Annotated in this window: 21 protein-coding genes and 1 tRNA gene; 14 read left to right on the plus strand and 8 right to left on the minus strand. The window is 56.9% G+C overall.

All coding sequences use genetic code 11. The annotated features are described in order from the left end of the window. Positions 1 to 112: 112 nt before the first annotated feature. Both QRN55_RS04205 and QRN55_RS04210 read left to right on the plus strand, forming a co-directional pair. A complete protein-coding gene (locus QRN55_RS04205; RefSeq protein WP_112498084.1) occupies positions 113 to 1,000 on the plus strand; it encodes an ABC transporter permease in 888 nt (295 codons plus the stop codon). Then, positions 993 to 2,078 (plus strand): quaternary amine ABC transporter ATP-binding protein, encoded by a 1,086-nt coding sequence (locus tag QRN55_RS04210; protein ID WP_284775094.1) that lies wholly within the window; start codon positions 993 to 995, stop codon positions 2,076 to 2,078. The genes QRN55_RS04205 and QRN55_RS04210 overlap by 8 nt, the downstream gene beginning before the upstream one ends. Before the next feature lie 104 nt (positions 2,079 to 2,182). Here the strand turns inward: QRN55_RS04210 and QRN55_RS04215 are convergent, their stop codons facing one another. Next, positions 2,183 to 2,686, minus strand: coding sequence for a YciE/YciF ferroxidase family protein (locus QRN55_RS04215; RefSeq protein WP_111838805.1), 504 nt, complete (start codon positions 2,684 to 2,686; stop codon positions 2,183 to 2,185). Between the two features lie 234 nt (positions 2,687 to 2,920). On the opposite strand from QRN55_RS04215, the gene ligD reads away from it, so the two are divergent. Then, the gene (ligD, locus tag QRN55_RS04220; RefSeq protein WP_284775096.1) at positions 2,921 to 5,602 is read left to right on the plus strand and encodes a DNA ligase D; all 2,682 of its coding nucleotides are present in this window, start codon (positions 2,921 to 2,923) and stop codon (positions 5,600 to 5,602) included. A 6-nt stretch (positions 5,603 to 5,608) separates the two neighbouring features. Here the strand turns inward: ligD and ku (QRN55_RS04225) are convergent, their stop codons facing one another. From ku (QRN55_RS04225) to QRN55_RS04235, 3 genes are all read right to left on the minus strand, one after another. Continuing rightward, positions 5,609 to 6,421 carry a non-homologous end joining protein Ku gene (gene ku / locus QRN55_RS04225; protein ID WP_284775098.1) on the minus strand — a complete coding sequence of 271 codons (813 nt, stop codon included), beginning with the start codon at positions 6,419 to 6,421 and terminating at the stop codon, positions 5,609 to 5,611. Between the two features lie 12 nt (positions 6,422 to 6,433). Then, positions 6,434 to 7,315 carry a non-homologous end joining protein Ku gene (ku, locus tag QRN55_RS04230; protein ID WP_284775100.1) on the minus strand — a complete coding sequence of 294 codons (882 nt, stop codon included), beginning with the start codon at positions 7,313 to 7,315 and terminating at the stop codon, positions 6,434 to 6,436. 245 nt (positions 7,316 to 7,560) lie between these two features. Then, positions 7,561 to 7,645, minus strand: a tRNA-Leu gene (locus QRN55_RS04235). 252 nt (positions 7,646 to 7,897) lie between these two features. Here QRN55_RS04235 and QRN55_RS04240 point away from each other — a divergent pair. Then, positions 7,898 to 8,413, plus strand: a complete 516-nt coding sequence (locus QRN55_RS04240) for a disulfide bond formation protein B (protein ID WP_111838896.1) — start codon at positions 7,898 to 7,900, stop codon at positions 8,411 to 8,413. A 4-nt stretch (positions 8,414 to 8,417) separates the two neighbouring features. Here QRN55_RS04240 and QRN55_RS04245 read toward each other — a convergent pair whose 3' ends face one another. Next, positions 8,418 to 8,975, minus strand: a complete 558-nt coding sequence (locus QRN55_RS04245) for an HNH endonuclease (protein WP_233124355.1) — start codon at positions 8,973 to 8,975, stop codon at positions 8,418 to 8,420. A gap of 99 nt (positions 8,976 to 9,074) precedes the next feature. After that, positions 9,075 to 9,701: a DNA-3-methyladenine glycosylase family protein gene (locus QRN55_RS04250; protein ID WP_502871292.1), complete on the minus strand. Its 627-nt coding sequence runs from the start codon at positions 9,699 to 9,701 to the stop codon at positions 9,075 to 9,077. 68 nt (positions 9,702 to 9,769) lie between these two features. On the opposite strand from QRN55_RS04250, the gene gluQRS reads away from it, so the two are divergent. Beyond that, a complete protein-coding gene (gene gluQRS, locus QRN55_RS04255) occupies positions 9,770 to 10,666 on the plus strand; it encodes a tRNA glutamyl-Q(34) synthetase GluQRS (protein ID WP_284775105.1) in 897 nt (298 codons plus the stop codon). On the opposite strand, the gene QRN55_RS04260 is transcribed toward gluQRS, so the two are convergent. Then, complete coding sequence (locus QRN55_RS04260; RefSeq protein WP_111838800.1) at positions 10,637 to 11,545, minus strand: YihY/virulence factor BrkB family protein; 909 nt, start codon at positions 11,543 to 11,545, stop codon at positions 10,637 to 10,639. The genes gluQRS and QRN55_RS04260 overlap by 30 nt on opposite strands. Before the next feature lie 184 nt (positions 11,546 to 11,729). Here QRN55_RS04260 and QRN55_RS04265 point away from each other — a divergent pair, with 184 nt between their 5' ends. The 7 genes from QRN55_RS04265 to QRN55_RS04295 all read left to right on the plus strand — a co-directional run bounded on the left by QRN55_RS04265 (position 11,730) and on the right by QRN55_RS04295 (position 17,084). Continuing rightward, positions 11,730 to 12,563, plus strand: coding sequence for an SDR family oxidoreductase (locus tag QRN55_RS04265; protein ID WP_284775107.1), 834 nt, complete (start codon positions 11,730 to 11,732; stop codon positions 12,561 to 12,563). Between the two features lie 58 nt (positions 12,564 to 12,621). Further along, complete coding sequence (locus tag QRN55_RS04270) at positions 12,622 to 12,819, plus strand: twin transmembrane helix small protein (protein ID WP_111838798.1); 198 nt, start codon at positions 12,622 to 12,624, stop codon at positions 12,817 to 12,819. A 4-nt stretch (positions 12,820 to 12,823) separates the two neighbouring features. Continuing rightward, positions 12,824 to 13,411, plus strand: a complete 588-nt coding sequence (locus QRN55_RS04275) for a cob(I)yrinic acid a,c-diamide adenosyltransferase (protein WP_284775110.1) — start codon at positions 12,824 to 12,826, stop codon at positions 13,409 to 13,411. A 21-nt stretch (positions 13,412 to 13,432) separates the two neighbouring features. Next, positions 13,433 to 14,209 (plus strand): rhomboid family intramembrane serine protease, encoded by a 777-nt coding sequence (locus QRN55_RS04280; protein ID WP_284775113.1) that lies wholly within the window; start codon positions 13,433 to 13,435, stop codon positions 14,207 to 14,209. 181 nt (positions 14,210 to 14,390) lie between these two features. Continuing rightward, complete coding sequence (locus QRN55_RS04285) at positions 14,391 to 15,137, plus strand: electron transfer flavoprotein subunit beta/FixA family protein (RefSeq protein WP_284775115.1); 747 nt, start codon at positions 14,391 to 14,393, stop codon at positions 15,135 to 15,137. 24 nt (positions 15,138 to 15,161) lie between these two features. Continuing rightward, positions 15,162 to 16,091 (plus strand): electron transfer flavoprotein subunit alpha/FixB family protein, encoded by a 930-nt coding sequence (locus QRN55_RS04290; protein WP_112498072.1) that lies wholly within the window; start codon positions 15,162 to 15,164, stop codon positions 16,089 to 16,091. A 111-nt stretch (positions 16,092 to 16,202) separates the two neighbouring features. Next, a complete protein-coding gene (locus QRN55_RS04295; RefSeq protein ID WP_111838793.1) occupies positions 16,203 to 17,084 on the plus strand; it encodes a 3-hydroxybutyryl-CoA dehydrogenase in 882 nt (293 codons plus the stop codon). 12 nt (positions 17,085 to 17,096) lie between these two features. Here QRN55_RS04295 and tlpA read toward each other — a convergent pair whose 3' ends face one another. Beyond that, positions 17,097 to 17,765 carry a thiol:disulfide interchange protein TlpA gene (tlpA, locus tag QRN55_RS04300; protein WP_284775118.1) on the minus strand — a complete coding sequence of 223 codons (669 nt, stop codon included), beginning with the start codon at positions 17,763 to 17,765 and terminating at the stop codon, positions 17,097 to 17,099. A 24-nt stretch (positions 17,766 to 17,789) separates the two neighbouring features. Here tlpA and argH point away from each other — a divergent pair, with 24 nt between their 5' ends. Next, positions 17,790 to 19,190, plus strand: a complete 1,401-nt coding sequence (argH, locus tag QRN55_RS04305; protein ID WP_284775120.1) for an argininosuccinate lyase — start codon at positions 17,790 to 17,792, stop codon at positions 19,188 to 19,190. Positions 19,191 to 19,285: 95 nt separating this feature from the next. Further along, positions 19,286 to 19,483: an LPS translocon maturation chaperone LptM gene (lptM, locus tag QRN55_RS04310; protein ID WP_111838790.1), complete on the plus strand. Its 198-nt coding sequence runs from the start codon at positions 19,286 to 19,288 to the stop codon at positions 19,481 to 19,483. The last annotated feature ends 6 nt before the right edge of the window (positions 19,484 to 19,489 follow it).

The raw sequence follows: 19,489 nt of genomic DNA on the forward strand, positions 1-19,489 counted from the left end.
CCCCCGCATGCCGTCACCAAACGATATTGCGCCAGCATCGACCAGCATGTCGCGACGGGCTATCGACGGCCCGATGACCTCTGCGAGACGACAGCGCCGTAGGGGATGACGCATGGACTGGTTTTACTCGTTTCCACACATGAACGACGATACGCTTCGCAATCTCAAGAAGATGATCGACGACGGCTTTCGAGGCTTTACGCGTGCCTGGGGCGGCACGATCGAAGGCTTCTTCTCGCCATTGCAACAGTTTCTGCTGGCCGCAGAACGCTTCACGACGCAAACGCCCTGGCCGATCATCATCCTGATCATCCTGGCCATCGCGTGGTTTGCCAGCCGCAGCCTCAAGATCGTCGTCGGCTGTCTGCTGACGCTGCTTGCCATCGGCTATTTCGACATGTGGATGGACACAATGCGCACGATCTCGATGATCTTCGTGTGCACCGTTTTGTCCATCGCAATCGGGCTGCCCATCGGCATCGCCATGTCCTACTCGAACCGTTTCCAGCGCATCATCAACCCGGTCCTTGACGTCATGCAGACGATGCCGAGTTTCGTCTACCTCATTCCCGTCGTGATGCTGCTGGGCATCGGTCGCGTGCCGGGACTGATCGCCGTCGTCATCTACGCCATTCCACCCATGATCCGCCTCACCAATCTCGGCATCCGTCTGGTGGACCGCGATGTGCTGGAGGCAGCAGATGCTTTCGGCTCCTCCAATTGGCAAAAGCTGTTTAAGGTGCAATTGCCCCTGGCGCTGCCAACGATCATGGCCGGAATCAACCAGACGATCATGATGGCACTTGCCATGGTGGTCATCGCTTCCATGATCGGGGTGCAAGGGCTGGGACAACCGGTGCTGAAAGCTATCGCCAACCAGTATTTCACGCTGGGAATTTTCAATGGCATGGCCATCGTCGGCATTGCCATCATCTTCGACCGCATCAGCCAGGCCTACGGCAAGCGGCTCCAGAAACATCAGGAGATTGCGCATGGCTGATACCTTTGGCGGCATTAAAATCAGCAATCTCTACAAAATATTCGGCGTCAACCCGCACGCCTATGTCGATGCCGTCAAAGGCGGCCTATCGAAGACTGAGCTGAACGAGCGACATGGGCATGTTCTGGGCCTGCGGGATATCAACATCGACATTCCCTCCGGCTGCATTCAGGTCATCATGGGCTTGTCCGGCTCCGGCAAGTCCACGCTGATACGGCATATCAACCGGCTGATCGACCCGACAGCCGGTGAGGTGCTTGTGGACGGCGTCGACGTCGTGAAGATGAACACGCAGGATTTACGCACCTTCCGCCGCCACCAAACGGCAATGGTGTTCCAGAAATTTGCCCTGCTGCCGCATCGAAACGTGCTGGACAACACACTCTACGGCCTCGAGGTGCAGGGCATGGCGCGCGCGCAAAGCGTCGATATTGCGATGCGTTGGCTGGAGCGCGTCGGCCTCAAAGGTTTCGAAACGCGCTTTCCCAACCAGCTTTCCGGCGGCATGCAACAACGCGTGGGTCTGGCGCGGGCCCTGTCCAACGACGCCACGGTTCTGCTGATGGACGAAGCCTATTCCGCACTCGATCCATTGATCCGCACCGATATGCAAAGCGTGCTTCTGGATATTCAAAAGGAAATCAAAAAGACGATCGTCTTCATTACCCACGATCTCGATGAGGCGCTGCGGCTGGGAGATCAGATTGCTATCCTCAGAGACGGAGAAGTCATCCAGCAAGGTACCAGCCAGGACATCGTCCTGCGCCCGGCAGACGACTACATCGCCAATTTCGTCAAGGAGGTGAACCGAGGCCGTGTCATCAACGTCGAAGCGGTGATGTCTCCCATCAATTCCAACCTGCGTCCCGGCGGTCCAAAGATATTGGTCGGAACCAGTGTTGAAGGGGCGATGCGCATGCTGTCGCGAAGCGGAGAAGACGACGCAGCCGTCATTGATTTGAACGGTAATATTGTGGGCACAGTGAGCTTCAGACAGCTTGCTAGGGCAATCGTCAACGACAACGAGATGGATGATGTGGCCAAGGAGGAGCCGGTGAAGGCATTCACCAGGTCGTAGACATACCGCTAGAAGCTGTGCAGCACGCTTTCACTGTTTCAGCGTAAAATAGCACGCACAAAAAAGCCCGCAGATGCGGGCTTTTTTGTCGTTAGAATGGGGCTTTACGAAGCTTTCTTCTTTGACGCCTTGGTGTTTGCTGAGCCTTCGCCGAGCTGTGTCAGCTTTGCGTCGGTCGCAATTTCTTCCTGAAGGGTTGCTTCCAGCAATTTCGCGGCTTCTGTGTGGCCAAGCTGCTCGGCCCAGCTTTTCAGCGTGCCGTAACGGGCAATTTCATAGTGTTCGACTGCTTGAGCAGACGAGATAAGACCAGCATCGAGGGCAGCGCTGCCCTTGTATTCTTCGATGATCTCTTCACCTTCAGCAAGGATGCCCTGAATGGCTTCGCAGGTCTTGCCGCGAGCAGGTTTACCCAACAATTCGAAAATCTGCTGAAGGCGTTCGATCTGTCCTTCCGTTTCTTCCTTATGCTGGAGGAAAGCAGCCTTGCCCTCTTCGGACTGGGCAGCGCGTGCCATCTTCGGCAGTGCCTTCAGCACTTGCTTTTCAGCAAAATAGATATCCTTGAGTGTATCAAGAAACAGATCGTCGAGTGTTTTATCAGCCATGGTGATGTCCTCAGTTGGTGGGTTGTACCTGCCGAACCGGACAAGGTGCAGTAAGTTCCCGAGCGTTCTGCGTAACGTGGACGATTCTGCGTTTCATCGCAGCTTGCCGATCAATGCCTGAGCCACGGTCGCTCGTATTGCTTTGAGCATGCGGTAAGCGGAACATAAGACGCCACTCATACGTCTTCTTCTGTGTGCGTAAAAATTGGCGTAAGATGAGAGGGGTGGATAGGCATGGTCGCTGATGCAGATAAACTCTCTACCTATAAGAAAAAACGCAATTTCCGGCTGACCGAAGAGCCCAGTGGCCTGAAAAAATCACAAGTGTCCAACCGCCGCCGCTTCGTCATCCAGAAGCATGACGCAACGCGGTTGCACTACGATCTGCGGCTGGAACTCGATGGCGTGTTCAAATCCTGGGCCGTGACCAGAGGCCCGTCTCTCGACCCCAACGACAAGCGGCTCGCCGTCGAGGTTGAAGACCACCCGCTTGATTACGGCGATTTCGAAGGCACGATACCTAAGGGTCAATATGGCGGTGGCACTGTGATGCTGTGGGATCGCGGCTATTGGGAACCCGAAGGCGATAAGACGCCCGAGGAGGCATTGGCGAAGGGTGATTTCAAGTTCAAGCTGGACGGTGACCGACTGCATGGAAGCTTTGTTCTGGTGCGGATGCGCAATGACCGTGATGGCGGCAAACGGACGAACTGGCTGCTGATCAAACACCGCGACGACGATGCCGTCGATAAAAATGGCGCAGCCGTGTTGGACGATAACACGATATCCGTCGCGTCTGGCCGAACCATGGATGCCATCGCCGCTGGCAAGGGAAAAAAGCCGAAGCCGTTCATGACCCGAAGCGGGAGGGTCGAAGCTGATGCGGTATGGGACAGCAGTGAAGGTCTGGCTGCCGAGGAGCGCAAGGCTGGCACGAAAACGTCCGCGAAGGCGAAGACCACGCGAACGAAGCCAACCAAATCCACAGCCTTGAAGTCGGCGATGCCAAGCTTTGTCGCGCCGCAACTCTGCCAGAGCCTGACGCGTCCTCCGGCAGGCAAAGGCTGGATCCACGAGATCAAATTCGACGGCTACCGGGTCCAAATGCGCGTGTCGGGAGGCAAGGTAACGCTAAAGACCCGAAAAGGACTGGACTGGACGTCGAAATGGCCTGCTATCGCGAAGGCAGCCTCGGCGCTGCCGGATTGCATCATCGACGGTGAGATTTGTGCGCTGGATGAACAGGGCGCGCCAGATTTTGCCGCACTACAGGCCGCGTTATCGGAAGGTGAAACCGATGATCTTGTCTATTTCGCATTCGATCTTCTGTTCGATGGTGACGACGACCTGAGAGAACTGGCCGTGACGGACCGCAAGGATCGCTTGCAGGCCCTGTTGTCGGATGCGGGTGAGGACCCTCGCGTGAGGTTCGTGGAGCATTTCGAGACGGGCGGTGATGCCGTCCTGAAATCGGCATGCCGCTTGTCGCTGGAGGGCATCGTTTCCAAGGAGGCAGATGCGCCCTATCGGTCAGGTCGGAGCGACACCTGGGCCAAATCCAAATGCCGTTCCGGCCATGAGGTGGTGATCGGGGCCTATGCCAAAACCAATGGCAAATTCCGCTCACTTCTTGTCGGTGTTTTCAGCGGCAAGCATTTCGTCCATGTGGGGCGAGTGGGGACGGGTTACAGCGCAACAACAGTCGCAAAACTGCTGCCAAAGCTTCAGGAGATGGAAACGTCCAAATCTCCGTTTACCGGCATAGGCGCGCCAAAGAAGACGGACGATATCGTCTGGTTGAAGCCCGAACTCGTGGCCGAAATAGAGTTCGCAGGGTGGACTGCCGATGGGCAAGTTCGGCAGGGAGCATTCAAAGGTCTGCGCGAAGACAAGCCTGCCTCGGAAGTGGAAGCCGAAGAGCCGGTATCGCCTCAAGACGCAGATGTTCCTGACCCCGAAACCAAGAAGCCACCCGCCAAACGCCTCCGCAAAGGCGCGAAGGAAGAGGTCATGGGCGTCATGATCTCCAGCCCTGAAAAGGCGCTCTGGCCGGACGCGGGTGACGGAAAACCCGTCACCAAGGCAGATCTCGCCCGTTATCACGAAGCCGTTGGCGACTGGCTGATCGATCATATCAAAGGTCGCCCATGCTCGATCATAAGAAGCCCGGATGGCATCGGCGGCACGCAGTTCTTTCAGCGCCACGCGATGCCCGGAGCCTCCAACCTTCTCGAACTCGTAAAAGTTTCTGGCGATAAAAAGTCCTATCTCCAGATCGACCGCGTCGAGGCTCTCGTCGCCATCGCCCAGATCGGCGGTATCGAGCTTCATCCCTGGAACTGCGAACCCGGCGAGCCCGAAGTGCCCGGCCGACTGGTTTTCGACCTAGACCCAGGTCCGGATGTGGAATTTTCAACTGTCGTTGAGGCTGCCCGCGAAATCCGTGACCGCCTCGAGGAATTGGGTCTCGTCAGCTTCTGCAAGACGACTGGAGGCAAAGGCCTGCACGTCGTTACCCCTCTCGCCGTTCCAAAAAACAAAAAAGTGAGTTGGGACGAAGCCAAGGCTTTCGCACATGACGTCTGCGAAGAGATGGCGCGAGACAATCCAGATCTCTATTTGATCAAAATGGCCAAGAATCAGCGCGAGGGGCGGATTTTTCTCGATTATTTGCGAAACGACCGGATGGCAACGGCAGTCGCCCCCCTGTCGCCGCGCGCAAGACCCGGCGCAACCGTCTCGATGCCGCTTAACTGGACACAGGTTAAAGCCGATCTCGATCCAACGCGCTTCAACGTCAGAACCGTTCCCAATCTCTTAAAGAAGAGCACGGCGTGGGAGGACTATTGTGAGGGCCAAAGACCGCTGGAGCAGGCTATCAAGCGCTTGAACAAAGTCAGGAAAGCCTCCTCTTGACAGCCCTCATTTCCGGCTGCGCGTTTCCTTCGCGACAGACTTTTTCAGCGCGTCCATGATGTTGATGACATTACTCGGACCCAGCGACGAGGAAGGCTTTTTCGTTTTGCTCTTCGCCTGCTTTGTTTGAGCCTTCTTCTTCGTCTTGATGATATCGAGCAAGCGGTCTTGCACAGGGTCGACAACCATCTTGGCATCCCACGGCTGGGTCTGTTTTTTGATGAGTTTCTGGACGAGCGCCATCAGGTCGCTGTCGGGTTTCTCATCGCCAATGCTGTCAAAATAGTCGTCCTCGTCCCTCACCTCATCACCGTAGCGCAAAGTCCACAAAACGATGCCCTTACCGCGTGGCTCCAGCATGACGGCGCGTTCGCGTCTAGAAATGACAAGCCTCGAAATCCCGACCATGTCCTGCGAGGCCATGGCGTCACGGATCACCGAAAAAGCTTCCTGGGCGACCTTCTCATTCGGCGAGAGATAGTAAGGCGTATCCAGCCAAATCCATTCGATGGTATCGCGTTTGGTAAAGGTCGAGATATCGATGGTCCGGGTGCTGTCGAGCGCAACATTTTCGAGTTCCTCATTTTCAAGGATGACATAATCATCCTCGCCGCGCGGGTAACCCTTTACCTCGTTTTCTTCTTTGACGTCCTTACCTGTCACAGAATCCACGTAATGGCTCACCACACGGTTGTTCGTCGCACGGTTGAGCGTGTGAAACCGCACCTTCTCACTTTCCGATGTCGCAGGTGTGAGTTGAACCGCACAGTTGACGAGCGAGAGCTTCAAGTAGCCTTTCCAATAGGGACGAACAGCCATTGTGGTCTCCTCTTAACCGGCGCGGCGGGTGGGCGCTGCTTTGGGCTTCGCTTTAGCAGCCGTCTTTTTGGTCTTCGCGCTGCCGGCTTTGGCGGACTTCTGCTTCGACTTCGATTTGCTGTCCATGCCTGCACTCTCGCGCAACGCCTGCATCAGATCGACAACCTTCGACTCCGGTTCCGCCCTCTTCTTCGGAAGGGACCGACCTTCAATTTTCGCTGTCACCAATTCGGCCACTGCGGCCTCGTAACGGTCATCGAAGGTGCTGGCATCGAAACTGCCCTTCTTTTTGGCAATGATCAGTTCCGCGATCTCAAGCAATTCAGGGTCGCTTTTCATATCGGGGAGGTCTTCGAAAGCTTCCTGAGAGGACCGGACTTCATAATCGAAATTAAGGGTCGATGCGATCAGGCCTTTGCCGTGTGGTCGAATAAGAACCGTGCGCAAGCGGCGAAACAACACGGTGCGTGCAATGGCGGCCACCTTGGCCTTTTTCATGCCGTCGCGCAGCAACACATAGGCTTCAGTCCCGACCTTGTCGGGTGTCAGATAATAGGGTTTGTCGAAATAGACATTATCGATTTCCGAGCAGGGAATAAAAGATTCGATCGCCAACGTCTTGTCACTATCGGGAACTGCCGCAGCAACCTCATCCGGTTCAAGAACGACATATTGCCCGTTCTCTGTCTCGTAACCCTTGATCTGGTCATCCCGCTCGACAACATCTCCCGTCTCGCCATCGACAAACTCGCGTCTGACGCGGTTACCGGTCGCTCTGTTCAACGTGTTGAACGCGATGCGCTCGGAAGACGAAGCCGCCGTGTAAAGGGCCACCGCGCACGAGACTTCGCCAAATTTGATGAAGCCCTTCCAGTTCGCTCTGGGGGAAACCACGATATGCACACTCCTCACACAACAAGCATGATTCAACCAATCAGTGCGGCAATCGTTCCGCGCTAGAACGAATCGTTTTGGGTAATTTGCCTGTTGCCAATTGCGGAGCGCACTCGATTTAAGGCACTGATTTCAAATGATTTATTGGTGATGTACTTCTTAGGAGCAGCCTGAATTCTGCTGATAGCAGTTCATTGCACAAAAGCGCCGAGGGCTTATTTTCCGAAATAATGATGGAAAGCTGATGGTGCCCCTTGCCGGAATCGAACCAGCACTCCTCTCGGAACCTGATTTTGAGTCAGGCGCGTCTACCAATTCCGCCAAAGGGGCAACTCTGGAATCTTATTCCTTGGTATGCGGCGGACTATACGAACCGACCCTATAACGTCAACCGATTTTTGCGAAAAACGCGATTTCACGAAACTTTGCTTGGCCTCCTGCTTGGCACCTTCAACGAAGCATTTGCAAGCGCGGTGAGACTGGATTAGAGGCATGGGATAGCGGGTTAAACGATACCGCGCTTGGCCCTGTTTTGCCAGATGGGCTATTTGAAGTGTTGGGTCGAATGTGAAGGACCACATGATGACGAGTGCAGTTTCCGCAGACAAGAACCGCAGCGCTTCCGCTGTTCTCGTTACGCTTGGGATGATTGTAACGGTGGGCGCTGCACTAGGGTTTCAGCATATTGGCGGCTATACGCCCTGCGCGTTGTGTTTGCTGGAGCGTGACCCCTATTATTACGCGATTCCCGTCGGCATTCTGGCGATAGCGGCGAGCCTGTTCAGGCTACCGGTCTGGCTCTCACGGTCCGCACTCATTATCGTCGGCGTTGCCATGTTGATAGGCGCTGGTCTTGGTGTGTATCACTCAGGCGTTGAATGGGGTTTCTGGCCGGGCCCGACCACCTGCTCGACTGGCGCGCCCTCCATTACCACCAATGCCGGGAACCTGTTGAGCGACCTCAATGCCATCAAGGCGCCATCGTGCAATGACGCGGCATTGCGTGTGCTTGGACTGTCGTTTGCAGGATGGAACGTGGTTGCCAGCATCGTGCTTGCGGGCATCGCGTTTTTTGGCGCAACCCGCAAAGCCGCTTGAACCATTACGGCTGCAATTCTGTATCCCAATAGAGATAATCCATCCAGCTTTCGTGCAGATAGTTGGGTGGAAACGAGCGACCGTTGTTGTGCAGGTCCTGGACCGTGGGCTGGTAAGGCTTCTGGTGGGGCACCATTCCCGCGATCTTCGGCAGCTTGCTGCCCTTTTTGAGATTGCAGGGTGAACAGGCTGCGACGACGTTGAGCCAGGTCGTTTCGCCGCCATGGGCGCGCGGAATGACGTGGTCGAAGGTCAGATCGTCATGGGAGCCGCAATACTGGCACTCGAACTTGTCACGCAAAAACACGTTGAAGCGTGTGAATGCGGGGTTGCGGGTGGGCTGCACATAGGTTTTCAGGCTGACAACACTGGGCAGCCGCATGGAAAAACTAGGCGAACATACTGCGTGATCGTATTCTGCAATGATGTTTACGCGGTCAAGAAATACGGCCTTGATCGCGTCCTGCCAGGACCACAGCGACAAGGGATAGTAACTCAGCGGCCGGTAGTCTGCGTTCAAAACGAGCGCGGGCAAAGCCTGTGGTGAAACGGCAATCGTCAAGGGCGTCTCCTGATCGATTCTGCATCTACACCTGTATATTAGGTCCGTTGTTACAGGATTGTGAAGCCCATAAATGAAGCGCTGAAAGAAAGGCTAATTTCAGGCGGCAGGAAGCGCATCACGGCGCGTTATCGCGGCATAATAGGCCCAGAAAAGCCGGGCTGCGACGGATCGGTACGGAGCCCAGTTAGAGGCGATATCCCGCAGCATTTTTTCACCGGGTCGCGCGTCCAGTTGCAGACCGTGGGCGACGGCTGCCTGCAACGCCACATCACCGGATGGAAACATATCGGCATTGCCGAGACAGAACATGAGATAAACCTGCGCGGTCCATGGCCCGATGCCGTTGAGCGCCGTGAGTGACGCGTAGGCGGACACATCGTCAAGCGTAGAGATTGCCTCAAGATTCAAATCTCCGTCGACGATGGCCGTGGCGAGACCGCGTAACGTTTTCGCCTTGGCGCGGGACAGGCCGAAGAGGGGCGTGTCGTCATTCGTGGCAGCGATATAATGGACCGCTGTCACATCGCCCATCTCTGCTTCCATGCGCCGCCATATGGCGTCTGCACTGGCACGTGACACCACCTGCGAAACGATGATTTGGGCCAGACCTTCAAAGCCGGGCTCTCTCAGCCGCAACGGCAGCGGACCGGCCTTTTCAGCGATCGGCACGAGGCGCGGGTCGAGTTGCAGGAGGACCGCCAGACCTTCCTCGATATCAGACATATTTCGGATGATTTTGCTCAACCAGGCTCCAGCGTCCATGACTTCGCCTTGGCGAAGCACCGCAAGACATGGCAGAAGAAACCATGTCTTTGCTTTCAGGTCAAAAGCCAGTTTTGCGTTTTGCGCCCAGCCCCAACGGGCGGCTGCATCTTGGCCACGCGCTTTCCGCCATTATCAACCACGATATGGCAAAGGCGATAGCGGGGCGGTTTCTGTTGCGGATCGAGGACATCGATCTGGCGCGGTGCACGGATGAGCTTGAGCAGGGGATATATGAGGACTTAGCATGGCTGGGACTGAACTGGGAACTGCCGGTGCGCAGACAGTCCGACCATTTCGATGTGTATCGTGAAGGGTTGGACCGACTCATCGCGATGGGTGTGGCCTATCCCTCGTTTATGAGCCGGGGCGACGTGAAGGCTTTCGTGACGGATCACGAGGCCGGGGGGAGGATATGGCCTCGGGATCCAGACGGCGCGTTGCATTATCCTGCACTGGACAAACAACGAACTGAACATGAGGTCTCAGCACTTTTGTCATCAGGTAAAAAGCATGCGTGGCGGCTGGATATGGATAAAGGCCTGGCCCTGCTTGAAACCCCGTTGCAATGGCGTGAGACCGGTAGGGGCTCTGACGAGGTGATCGACGCCGACCCTGCGGCGTGGGGCGATGTCGTGCTTTCGCGTTCCGATGCGCCGTCCAGTTATCATCTATCCGTGGTGATGGACGATGCCGTTCAGGGTGTCACCCATGTTGTGCGCGGCATGGACCTGTATCACGCCACATCCGTTCACCGGCTGTTGCAGGAACTGCTGGGCTTACCTGCACCTGAATACCACCACCACCGGCTTATTCTGGATGACACCGGAAACAAGCTTTCAAAAAGCAGGGGCAGTGCCAGCCTTCAGGTACTGCAAGAGCAAGGCCTAGCGGGATCAGATATCCGCGGCCTCCTCGGCATCTAGGGCCTCTCTCAGGCTGCCATTGTGAATACCGGCCTTGATGACATGGCGGATGCGGTATTTCATCAGGGCCGCGTTGACTTCTGCACCCAGCATGAAGATGACGCCGACCATGTAGAGAAACACCAGCACGATCATGACCGACGCCAGACCGGCGTAGGTGGCTGCATAATTCGCAAATGTTGCGAGATAATAGGCGAAAATCCCCGCGCCGATGACCCAGAACAGCAGCGTCAGGAATATCCCGGGCAGCACATCCCAGATGCGGCGACGGCCAGCGGGAAGCCACAGGTGGGCAGCAGCAAGGCCGACGGCCAAAACGATGATGGTGCCGTAGAGACCGAGGTTGGACACGGTCACCAGAAAATCCTTCAACAGCGGAAAGCGTGTTTCGGCAAAAGAAAGTGCGACGGGCACGGCAACGAGAACGATGCTGATGGCTGCGAAAATGGTCACTGCAATGACGACGTAGAAGAGGCTGAGAAGACGCGTGACGTACCACCAGCGGGTCTCGCTGACGCGGTAGGCGCGGTTGAGCGATATACGCAGTGCCTCGACGCCATTGGAGGCGAAATAGGCGGCAGCGAGCACCGAAATCGTCAACAGCCCACCACGTGGAATGGTCAGCACCTGCTGGACCTGAGCTGCAAGCGGCCCGGCAATTGCCGCTGGCCATGTATCGAAAATGATGTGAACGGCGGTTTCGGCGAATTGGTCAGCACCGAGGAAACTCGCCAGGGCCGTGCCGAAGATCAGAAACGGAAAAAGCGCCAGCAGGATGGAAAGCGCCACGTGACTGGCCATGGCCCAGCCATCGTCCTCGGCAAAATGGACGTAGGCGTCAAGGGCCACTTTTCGCACGATGTCCATTGCTGCAACCATGTCGCCTCCTCAATCGGCATTTCGTTTGTAACTCGGGGCGAGATATGGGAAGTCAGTCACCGCTTGTACAGCGCTTGAGACTGCGCACTGGTTCCACCTGATCAAGAAGAATTGTGCGCTACTGAATCCCTACACCCGTTCAATGCACCATCCTTAACACGTCATGACTTAGGAAATACTTTTGATGTCTGAAAAACCGGTCATCATCATCACCGGCTGCTCGTCCGGGATCGGCGCCCATTGTGCAAAGGCATTGAAAGACGATGGCTGGCGGGTTTTTGCCACGGTGCGGCGTGCGCAAGACATGGCAGACCTTCAGGCGTGCGGCATCGAAACGCTGATCATGGACTATACCCAGCCGGAAACGATTGCGGCCCTGGTTGATGATGTCTCGGCGCGCACTGGCGGGCGGATCGATGCGCTGTTCAACAACGGCGCCTATGGACAGCCCGGTGCGGTGGAAGACCTGAGCGTCGATGTCCTGCGGCGGCAGTTCGAGACCAATGTTTTCGGCTGGCACGACCTGACCTGCCGTGTCATTCCGCTCATGCGCAAACGCGGATACGGGCGTATCGTGCACTGCTCGTCCATTCTGGGCCTCGTTCCCTATCGCTATCGCGGTGCCTACACGGCGTCCAAATTCGCGCTGGAAGGACTGGGCGTCACGCTTCGCATGGAACTGCAAGGCAGCGGTATCGAGGTCAGCCTGATCGAACCCGGCCCCATCGCCTCGAAATTCACGGCCACGGCGCTGGCCCAGATCAAGGGCAATATCGATCTTGAAAACTCCGTTCACGCGCAGGATTACAAGCGTCAGCTTGCGCGGCTGGAGGGCGCAGGCCAGAAAAACAAGCACAAGCTTGGTCCCGATGCCGTCTACAAGGAACTGAAACACGCACTGACCGCCAAACGCCCGAAGCCCCACTACATCATTACCATGCCAGCGAAACAGGCCGTGATTTTGAAGAGGTTTCTGCCAGCCGATTTCTTTTACCGGTTCCTGCGCAGGTTCGACTAGCGCTGCGGCGCGCTAATCAGCTACAACGCAGGCAACGGCATTTTTGGGAGCGTCGAGCATGTCCAGTTTCACCACGGTACTTACCGTCATCGTCATGGGTCTGGTGGTCCTTGTTCTGATACGCGGCCTGTTCACCATGCTCAAAGGTACGGATGCCAACAAATCCAACAAGCTGATGCAGTTGCGGCTTCTGTTGCAGGCGGTTGCCATCATCCTCATCATGGCCACGCTGTGGCTGACGGGTGGAGGGCGATAACGACATGGTCAAACTGAACAAGATTTACACCCGAACCGGCGATGATGGCACGACGGCACTGGTCTCCGGCCCGCGCCGCGCCAAGCACGATCTGCGTGTCGAAAGCTACGGAACGGTGGATGAAACTAACTCCGCTATCGGCGTTGCCCGGCTTCACACATCCGACCTCACCGAACTCGATGCGATGCTGTTTCGCATTCAGAACGATCTTTTCGATCTCGGTGCAGACCTCGCGACCCCCGATACGGGCGAAGTGCTGTCCTATGAACCGCTGCGGATCGTTGAGGCGCAGGTCACGCGCGTAGAAAACGAGATCGACGCGCTGAATGCCGATCTGCCCGCGCTCACGTCCTTCGTGCTGCCGGGCGGAACACCGGCGGCTGCCTATCTTCACCTTGCGCGCACCATTTCACGGCGTGCAGAACGCCAGATGGTGGAACTGGCACTGATCGAAGGTGAGACGGTCAGCCCTGCCGCATTGAAATACATCAACCGGCTCTCAGACTTCCTGTTCGTGGCAGCACGCTCTGCCAACGATGCGACGAAGGCCGAGATGCCCGATATTCTCTGGGTTCCTGGTCAGAACCGTTAAGACACGCGAGGGGCCGACTGCATGTTCATTCCCTTGCACGATGCGAACTCGCACAAGCATATCAAGCTGCAATATGTGACGCTGTCGCTCATCGGCATTAACGTGCTGGTGTGGCTGCTGACGGGCGTGCTGGCCGATGATGCAGCGGCAGGTGCCGCCACTCTCGGTCTCGGCTTAATTCCCGCTGTCATCTTCGATTACGCCTATCTCGATCCGGCGGTCAAACTGGTGCCCGAGGGAGCGACCGTCGTCACCTATGCTTTTTTGCATCTTGGTTTCTGGCATCTGGCGTCCAACATGGTTTTCCTTTGGGTCTTCGGCGATAATGTCGAGGACGCGTTTGGTCATGTCAGGTTTTTGCTGTTCTACATTGCCTGTGCGGCGGCAGGCGCCCTCTTTCATGGCTTGGTGTCCCAGACCTCGGAAGCGCCGCTGATCGGTGCATCGGGCGCTGTCTCCGGTGTCGTTGCCGCCTATATGCTGCTGCATCCGCGCGTGCGGGTCTGGGTGCTGGTGTTCATGCGCATTCCCATACCCCTGCCAGCCTTCATTCCGCTGGCGTTCTGGATCGCCCAGCAGTTCTTCATGTTCATCTTCGGCATGCAGGACAGGGTGTCGTGGAGCGCCCATGTCGGCGGCATTATTGCGGGTGTGGTTCTTGTGCTTTTCCTGCGCAGGCGCGGCGTGCCGCTGTTTGACAGAACCATCGTCACACCCAGAGCCGTGCAACACAAAAACCAGGGGCCGCAGGCCGCTGTCGTGTCGCAAACGGAACGGCCTTTCGACAGCATTCGATGAAAACTAAGCCAAGGATTGATATTTACGTTCACGTTAACGTAAAATATCGCCGCAGCTCATGAGGTGATGAGCATTGCTCCGTTGAATTCGCGGAAAAAATGCGTATCCATGTCGCAACTTGATTGTCAGAAGGTCCATTCGGCGTTTCGCCTTATGGTCAGGTGTCGAAGGAAGGTTATCGATGAAGATTCTCGTCCCAGTAAAACGTGTGGTGGATTACAACGTCAAAATCCGCGTAAAAGCGGATGGCTCGGGCGTTGAACTTGCCAACGTCAAGATGTCGATGAACCCGTTCGACGAGATCTCCGTCGAAGAAGCACTCCGCCTCAAAGAGGCAGGCAAGGCAGAGGAAGTCGTGGTCGTCTCCATCGGTCCTGCCAAGGCTGAGGAAACGCTGCGCACGGCGCTGGCCATGGGTGCCGACCGCGCCATCCTGATCGAAACCGATGAGGCCGTAGAGCCGCTGGCCGTCGCCAAGCTTATGAAGGGCGTGGTCGACGCCGAAGCGCCGGGCCTTGTTATCGTCGGCAAGCAGGCCATCGATGACGACAGCAACCAGACCGGCCAGATGCTGGCAGCGCTTCTGGGCTGGGGTCAGGGCACATTCGCCTCCAAGGTCGAGCCATCGGATGGCAAGGTTGCCGTGACGCGCGAAGTCGATGGCGGTCTGCAGACGGTGGAACTTAAGCTTCCAGCCGTCGTGACGACGGACCTTCGTTTGAACGAGCCGCGTTATGCGTCCTTGCCGAACATCATGAAGGCCAAGAAAAAGCCGCTCGACAAAAAGACGCCCGCCGATTTCGGCGTCGATATCACGCCACGCCTCAAGGTCTTGAAGACCGAGGAACCGGCAGGCCGCAAGGCTGGCGTCAAGGTTGGTTCGGTTGCCGAACTGGTGTCGAAGCTTAAAGCCGACGGCGTTCTTTAAGAATACGGATAGGGAGATTTTACCATGGCCATTCTTCTTCTGGCAGAACACGACAACGCAACCCTGTCCGACCAGACGGCAAAGACGCTGACGGCGGCGACACAAATCGGTGGCGATGTCACCGTTCTCGTCGCAGGCTCCGGCGCAAAGGCTGTCGCTGACGAAGCAGCAAAGCTATCAGGCGTTTCCAAAGTGTTGTTGGCTGACGATGCATCCTATGCCAACCAGCTCGCTGAGCCACTGGCCGCGCTCATCGTGTCGCTCGGCGCATCCTATGACGTGATCATCGCGCCTGCGACCGCATCCGCCAAGAATGTGTTGCCGCGCGTGGCGGCTCTTCTTGATGTCGCACAGATTTCCGAAATCATCGAAGTCATCTCCGCCGACACGTTCAAGCGCCCGATCTATGCCGGTAACGCCATCCAGACCGTGCAGGCAAGCGACGCGAAAAAGGTCATCACCGTTCGCACCTCCACCTTTGCACCCGCAGAGGCTGGCGGTTCGGCTTCGGTCGAGGCCGTGGCAACGGCTGAGAACCCCGGCGTATCCTCCTTCGTATCGGATGCACTCGCATCATCCGATCGCCCGGAGCTGACATCGGCCAAGATCATCATCTCCGGTGGCCGCGCGCTCGGTTCTTCGGAAAAGTTCAAGGACGTCATTCTGCCCGTCGCCGACAAGCTGGGCGCTGCCGTCGGTGCATCGCGCGCAGCCGTGGATGCAGGCTACGCACCGAACGACTGGCAGGTTGGCCAGACCGGCAAGGTCGTGGCACCGCAGCTCTATATCGCTGCCGGTATTTCCGGGGCCATCCAGCACCTTGCCGGCATGAAGGACTCGAAAGTCATCGTCGCCATCAACAAGGATGAGGAAGCGCCGATCTTCCAGGTTGCCGATTACGGCCTCGTGGCCGATCTATTCGACGCCCTGCCTGAGCTCGAAAAAGCACTCTGATCCAATCAATTCCAAAAGCGGCGCGTTTTTCCAACGCGCCGCTTTTGTTTTTTTGCAATATGCGTAACATCCGCGCACGTGCGACACGCACCTTCTCACAGGAGAGACATCATGACCGCCCCAATCAAGAACGTCGGTATTATTGGCGCCGGTCAGATGGGCTGTGGCATTGCACATGTTTCTGCACTGGCGGGTTACAAGGTCCACATCTATGATCTGGCCAAGGATCGTATCGAGGCTGGACTGGCGACGATCAATGGCAATCTGGCGCGTCAGGTCAGCAACGGCAAGATGGCCGATGAAGACCGCAAGGCCGCGCTGTCGCGCATCGGCGGCTCATCCGACGTCAACGACCTCGCAGCGATGGATCTGGTGATCGAAGCAGCGACGGAGCATGAAGAAACCAAGCGCAAGATTTACGCGCAGATCTGCCCGGTGCTAAAGCCTGAGGCGCTTCTTGCAACCAATACATCCTCGCTTTCCATCACCCGCCTTGCATCGGCAACCGACCGTCCCGAGCAGTTTATGGGCATCCACTTCATGAACCCGGTGCCGGTGATGAAGCTGGTGGAACTGGTGCGCGGCATCGCAACCGGCGAACAGACTTTTGAGACCGCCAAGAATTTCGTGCGTTCGCTGGATAAGGCGATCACCGTTGCCGAAGACTTCCCGGCCTTCATCGTCAACCGCATTCTCCTGCCGATGATCAACGAAGCGATCTACACGCTATACGAAGGTGTCGGCTCCGTCGAAGCCATCGATACGGCCATGAAGCTTGGCGCGAACCACCCGATGGGACCCTTGCAGCTGGCTGACTTCATCGGCCTCGACACGTGTCTGTCGATCATGCAGGTCCTGCATGACGGTCTGGCAGACAGCAAATATCGCCCCTGCCCGCTGCTGGTCAAATATGTCGAAGCGGGATGGCTTGGTCGCAAATCCGGTCGCGGCTTTTACGATTACCGCGGCGAAACACCCGTTCCGACGCGGTAATGTCACAAGTCGTTACGGCGCCTTGGCCGTATCGACCAGCAACTTGGCGTCGGGGCTGTCCCATGCGGCAGGTCCATTCATGGATGCGAGAAGGCAGCCTTTGTCATCGATGAGAAGGGTTGCCGGAAGCCCGAAGGCGAGGCCTTCCTTTTTCAAGGCGTTGAACACGCCCATCGTGCTGTCCCGGTAGAGCTTGAGCGAATCGATGCCGTATTCGCTCATGAAAGTTTTTGGCTTCTCGTCTTCGCCAGTGTCGATGTTCACGGTGACGACCTCGAATCCATCGCCGCCTTTCTCCTTCTCCAAAGCGTTCAGCGCGGGCATTTCCTCACGGCAGGGCACGCACCACGTGGCCCAGAGGTTAAGAAGAACCGCCTTGCCCTTGAGATCGGCCTCGGTCATGGCAGCACCATCAGGTCCCTTGAACGACAGCGGGACGACACGGGGGCGTTCATTGGCCGACATGGCGGCGACCTGCCCCTTCAGAAGCGGCTTCAACGAGGCTATGCGCTTGGCTGCACCCTCACATAAACCCGCTTGCGCCACTGCTGCCCCTTGAACCTGACCCTCAGACCCAATAAGCCTGAACGCCACCACACCCGCACCGCAGACGACACCGGCGATAGCGGCAATTGCAACAAGTCTGGCGGAAGGAAGCCTGAAAGGCGTTTTTTCTGTCATAAAATACTCCAGGGCAGGCGAAGAATGGCTGACGGCATCGAACAAAAATCCTCCAACCAGATGTGGGGCGGACGTTTCGCTTCCGGTCCTTCAGCTATCATGGAAGAGATAAATGCCTCTATCGGCTTCGACAAGAAGCTTTACGCGCAGGACATCCGCGGCTCAATAGCGCATGCCACCATGCTGGCGGCAAAAGCCATTATTTCCGATGAAGATAAAGACAAGATCATTCACGGCCTGAACACGATCCTGTCAGAGATCGAAGCCGGGACGTTCGAATTTTCGCGCAAGCTCGAAGACATCCACATGAACATCGAGGCGCGCCTGGCCGACCTCATCGGCCCCGCCGCTGGACGTTTGCACACCGCACGGTCGCGCAACGACCAAGTGGCACTCGATTTCCGTCTGTGGGTCAAGGAAGAGCTTCAAAAGACCGAAGGCATGCTGACGGCCCTGATCACGGCCTTTCTCGACCGTGCGCAGGAACATGCCGACACCGTCATGCCGGGCTTCACCCATCTCCAGACGGCACAGCCGGTGACCTTCGGTCATCACTGCATGGCCTATGTGGAAATGTTCGGGCGCGACCGCGCACGCGTTCGCCACGCGATCGAACACATGGATGAAAGCCCGATTGGCGCTGCGGCTCTCGCAGGCACCGGCTACCCCATCGACCGACACATGACGGCCAATGCGCTGGGCTTCCGCGAGCCGACCCGCAACTCCATCGACACCGTTTCGGACCGTGACTTTGCGTTGGAATTCCTGTCCATCGCCTCCATCTGCGCCACCCACCTTTCGCGCCTCGCCGAAGAAATCGTCATCTGGTCGACGCCGCAGTTCGGCTTTATCCGTTTGTCTGATGCGTTTTCGACCGGCTCTTCCATCATGCCGCAGAAGAAAAACCCTGATGCCGCCGAACTGGTACGTGCAAAGACGGGCCGTATCAATGGTTCGCTGATCGCACTTTTGACCATCATGAAGGGCCTGCCGCTCGCCTATTCCAAGGATATGCAGGAAGACAAGGAACAGGTGTTCGATTCTGCCGAGAGCCTGGAACTAGCGATTGCAGCAATGACCGGGATGATCCGTGACCTCGAGGTGCGCGTCGATAAGATGCGCGACGCCGCAGGCTCGGGCTATTCCACGGCGACCGATCTGGCCGACTGGCTGGTGCGAGAGGCGGGCCTACCCTTCCGCGATGCCCACCACGCAACCGGCCATGCCGTAGCGCTCGCTGAAAAGAAAGGCTGCGATTTGGCCGATTTGTCTCTGGAAGAATTGCAGGCAATCAACCCTGCGATCACGGCTGGCATTTTCGATGTGCTTTCGGTGGAGGCATCTGTTGCCAGCCGTACCAGCTTTGGCGGCACCGCACCTTCTGAAGTGCGCAAGCAGATTGCCTGGTGGCGCACAAAGAACTGATCAATCTGGCGTTAGGCCAGCATCAAAAGAAACAGGGTGCACAAGCGCCCTGTTTTTCGTTATCAGGAATGAACAGATTTCCTTTGGACAGGCCCATGCTTTTAAAAACCCTGCGTAGTTTCATCGTTCCAGTCGGCCTGACGCTTGCCGTCGGCCTTGCGCTTTCCGGCTGCGGCCGCAAAGGCGACATCGACAAGCCAAGCACGCCGAAGGAAGAGCGCAACCTTCGTTCGACGGATGGCAAGGTGGAAGCAACGCCAGAGCGGCCATTCATTCTCGACAAGCTCCTGTAAGGTCTG

The organism is Agrobacterium sp. lyk4-40-TYG-31, from assembly GCF_030209855.1.
GTDB classification, from domain to species: Bacteria; Pseudomonadota; Alphaproteobacteria; order Rhizobiales; family Rhizobiaceae; genus Agrobacterium; species Agrobacterium vaccinii.

Coding starts and splice junctions, on each gene's coding strand:
- QRN55_RS04205 (WP_112498084.1), top strand. CDS start 113: ATGGACTGGTTTTACTCGTTTCCACACATGAACGACGATACGCTTCGC.
- QRN55_RS04210 (WP_284775094.1), top strand. CDS start 993: ATGGCTGATACCTTTGGCGGCATTAAAATCAGCAATCTCTACAAAATA.
- QRN55_RS04215 (WP_111838805.1), bottom strand. CDS start 2,686: ATGGCTGATAAAACACTCGACGATCTGTTTCTTGATACACTCAAGGAT.
- ligD (WP_284775096.1), top strand. CDS start 2,921: ATGGTCGCTGATGCAGATAAACTCTCTACCTATAAGAAAAAACGCAAT.
- ku (WP_284775098.1), bottom strand. CDS start 6,421: ATGGCTGTTCGTCCCTATTGGAAAGGCTACTTGAAGCTCTCGCTCGTC.
- QRN55_RS04240 (WP_111838896.1), top strand. CDS start 7,898: ATGACGAGTGCAGTTTCCGCAGACAAGAACCGCAGCGCTTCCGCTGTT.
- QRN55_RS04250 (WP_502871292.1), bottom strand. CDS start 9,701: ATGTCTGATATCGAGGAAGGTCTGGCGGTCCTCCTGCAACTCGACCCG.
- gluQRS (WP_284775105.1), top strand. CDS start 9,770: ATGGCAGAAGAAACCATGTCTTTGCTTTCAGGTCAAAAGCCAGTTTTG.
- QRN55_RS04260 (WP_111838800.1), bottom strand. CDS start 11,545: ATGGTTGCAGCAATGGACATCGTGCGAAAAGTGGCCCTTGACGCCTAC.
- QRN55_RS04265 (WP_284775107.1), top strand. CDS start 11,730: ATGTCTGAAAAACCGGTCATCATCATCACCGGCTGCTCGTCCGGGATC.
- QRN55_RS04270 (WP_111838798.1), top strand. CDS start 12,622: ATGTCCAGTTTCACCACGGTACTTACCGTCATCGTCATGGGTCTGGTG.
- QRN55_RS04275 (WP_284775110.1), top strand. CDS start 12,824: ATGGTCAAACTGAACAAGATTTACACCCGAACCGGCGATGATGGCACG.
- QRN55_RS04280 (WP_284775113.1), top strand. CDS start 13,433: ATGTTCATTCCCTTGCACGATGCGAACTCGCACAAGCATATCAAGCTG.
- QRN55_RS04285 (WP_284775115.1), top strand. CDS start 14,391: ATGAAGATTCTCGTCCCAGTAAAACGTGTGGTGGATTACAACGTCAAA.
- QRN55_RS04290 (WP_112498072.1), top strand. CDS start 15,162: ATGGCCATTCTTCTTCTGGCAGAACACGACAACGCAACCCTGTCCGAC.
- QRN55_RS04295 (WP_111838793.1), top strand. CDS start 16,203: ATGACCGCCCCAATCAAGAACGTCGGTATTATTGGCGCCGGTCAGATG.
- tlpA (WP_284775118.1), bottom strand. CDS start 17,765: ATGACAGAAAAAACGCCTTTCAGGCTTCCTTCCGCCAGACTTGTTGCA.
- argH (WP_284775120.1), top strand. CDS start 17,790: ATGGCTGACGGCATCGAACAAAAATCCTCCAACCAGATGTGGGGCGGA.
- lptM (WP_111838790.1), top strand. CDS start 19,286: ATGCTTTTAAAAACCCTGCGTAGTTTCATCGTTCCAGTCGGCCTGACG.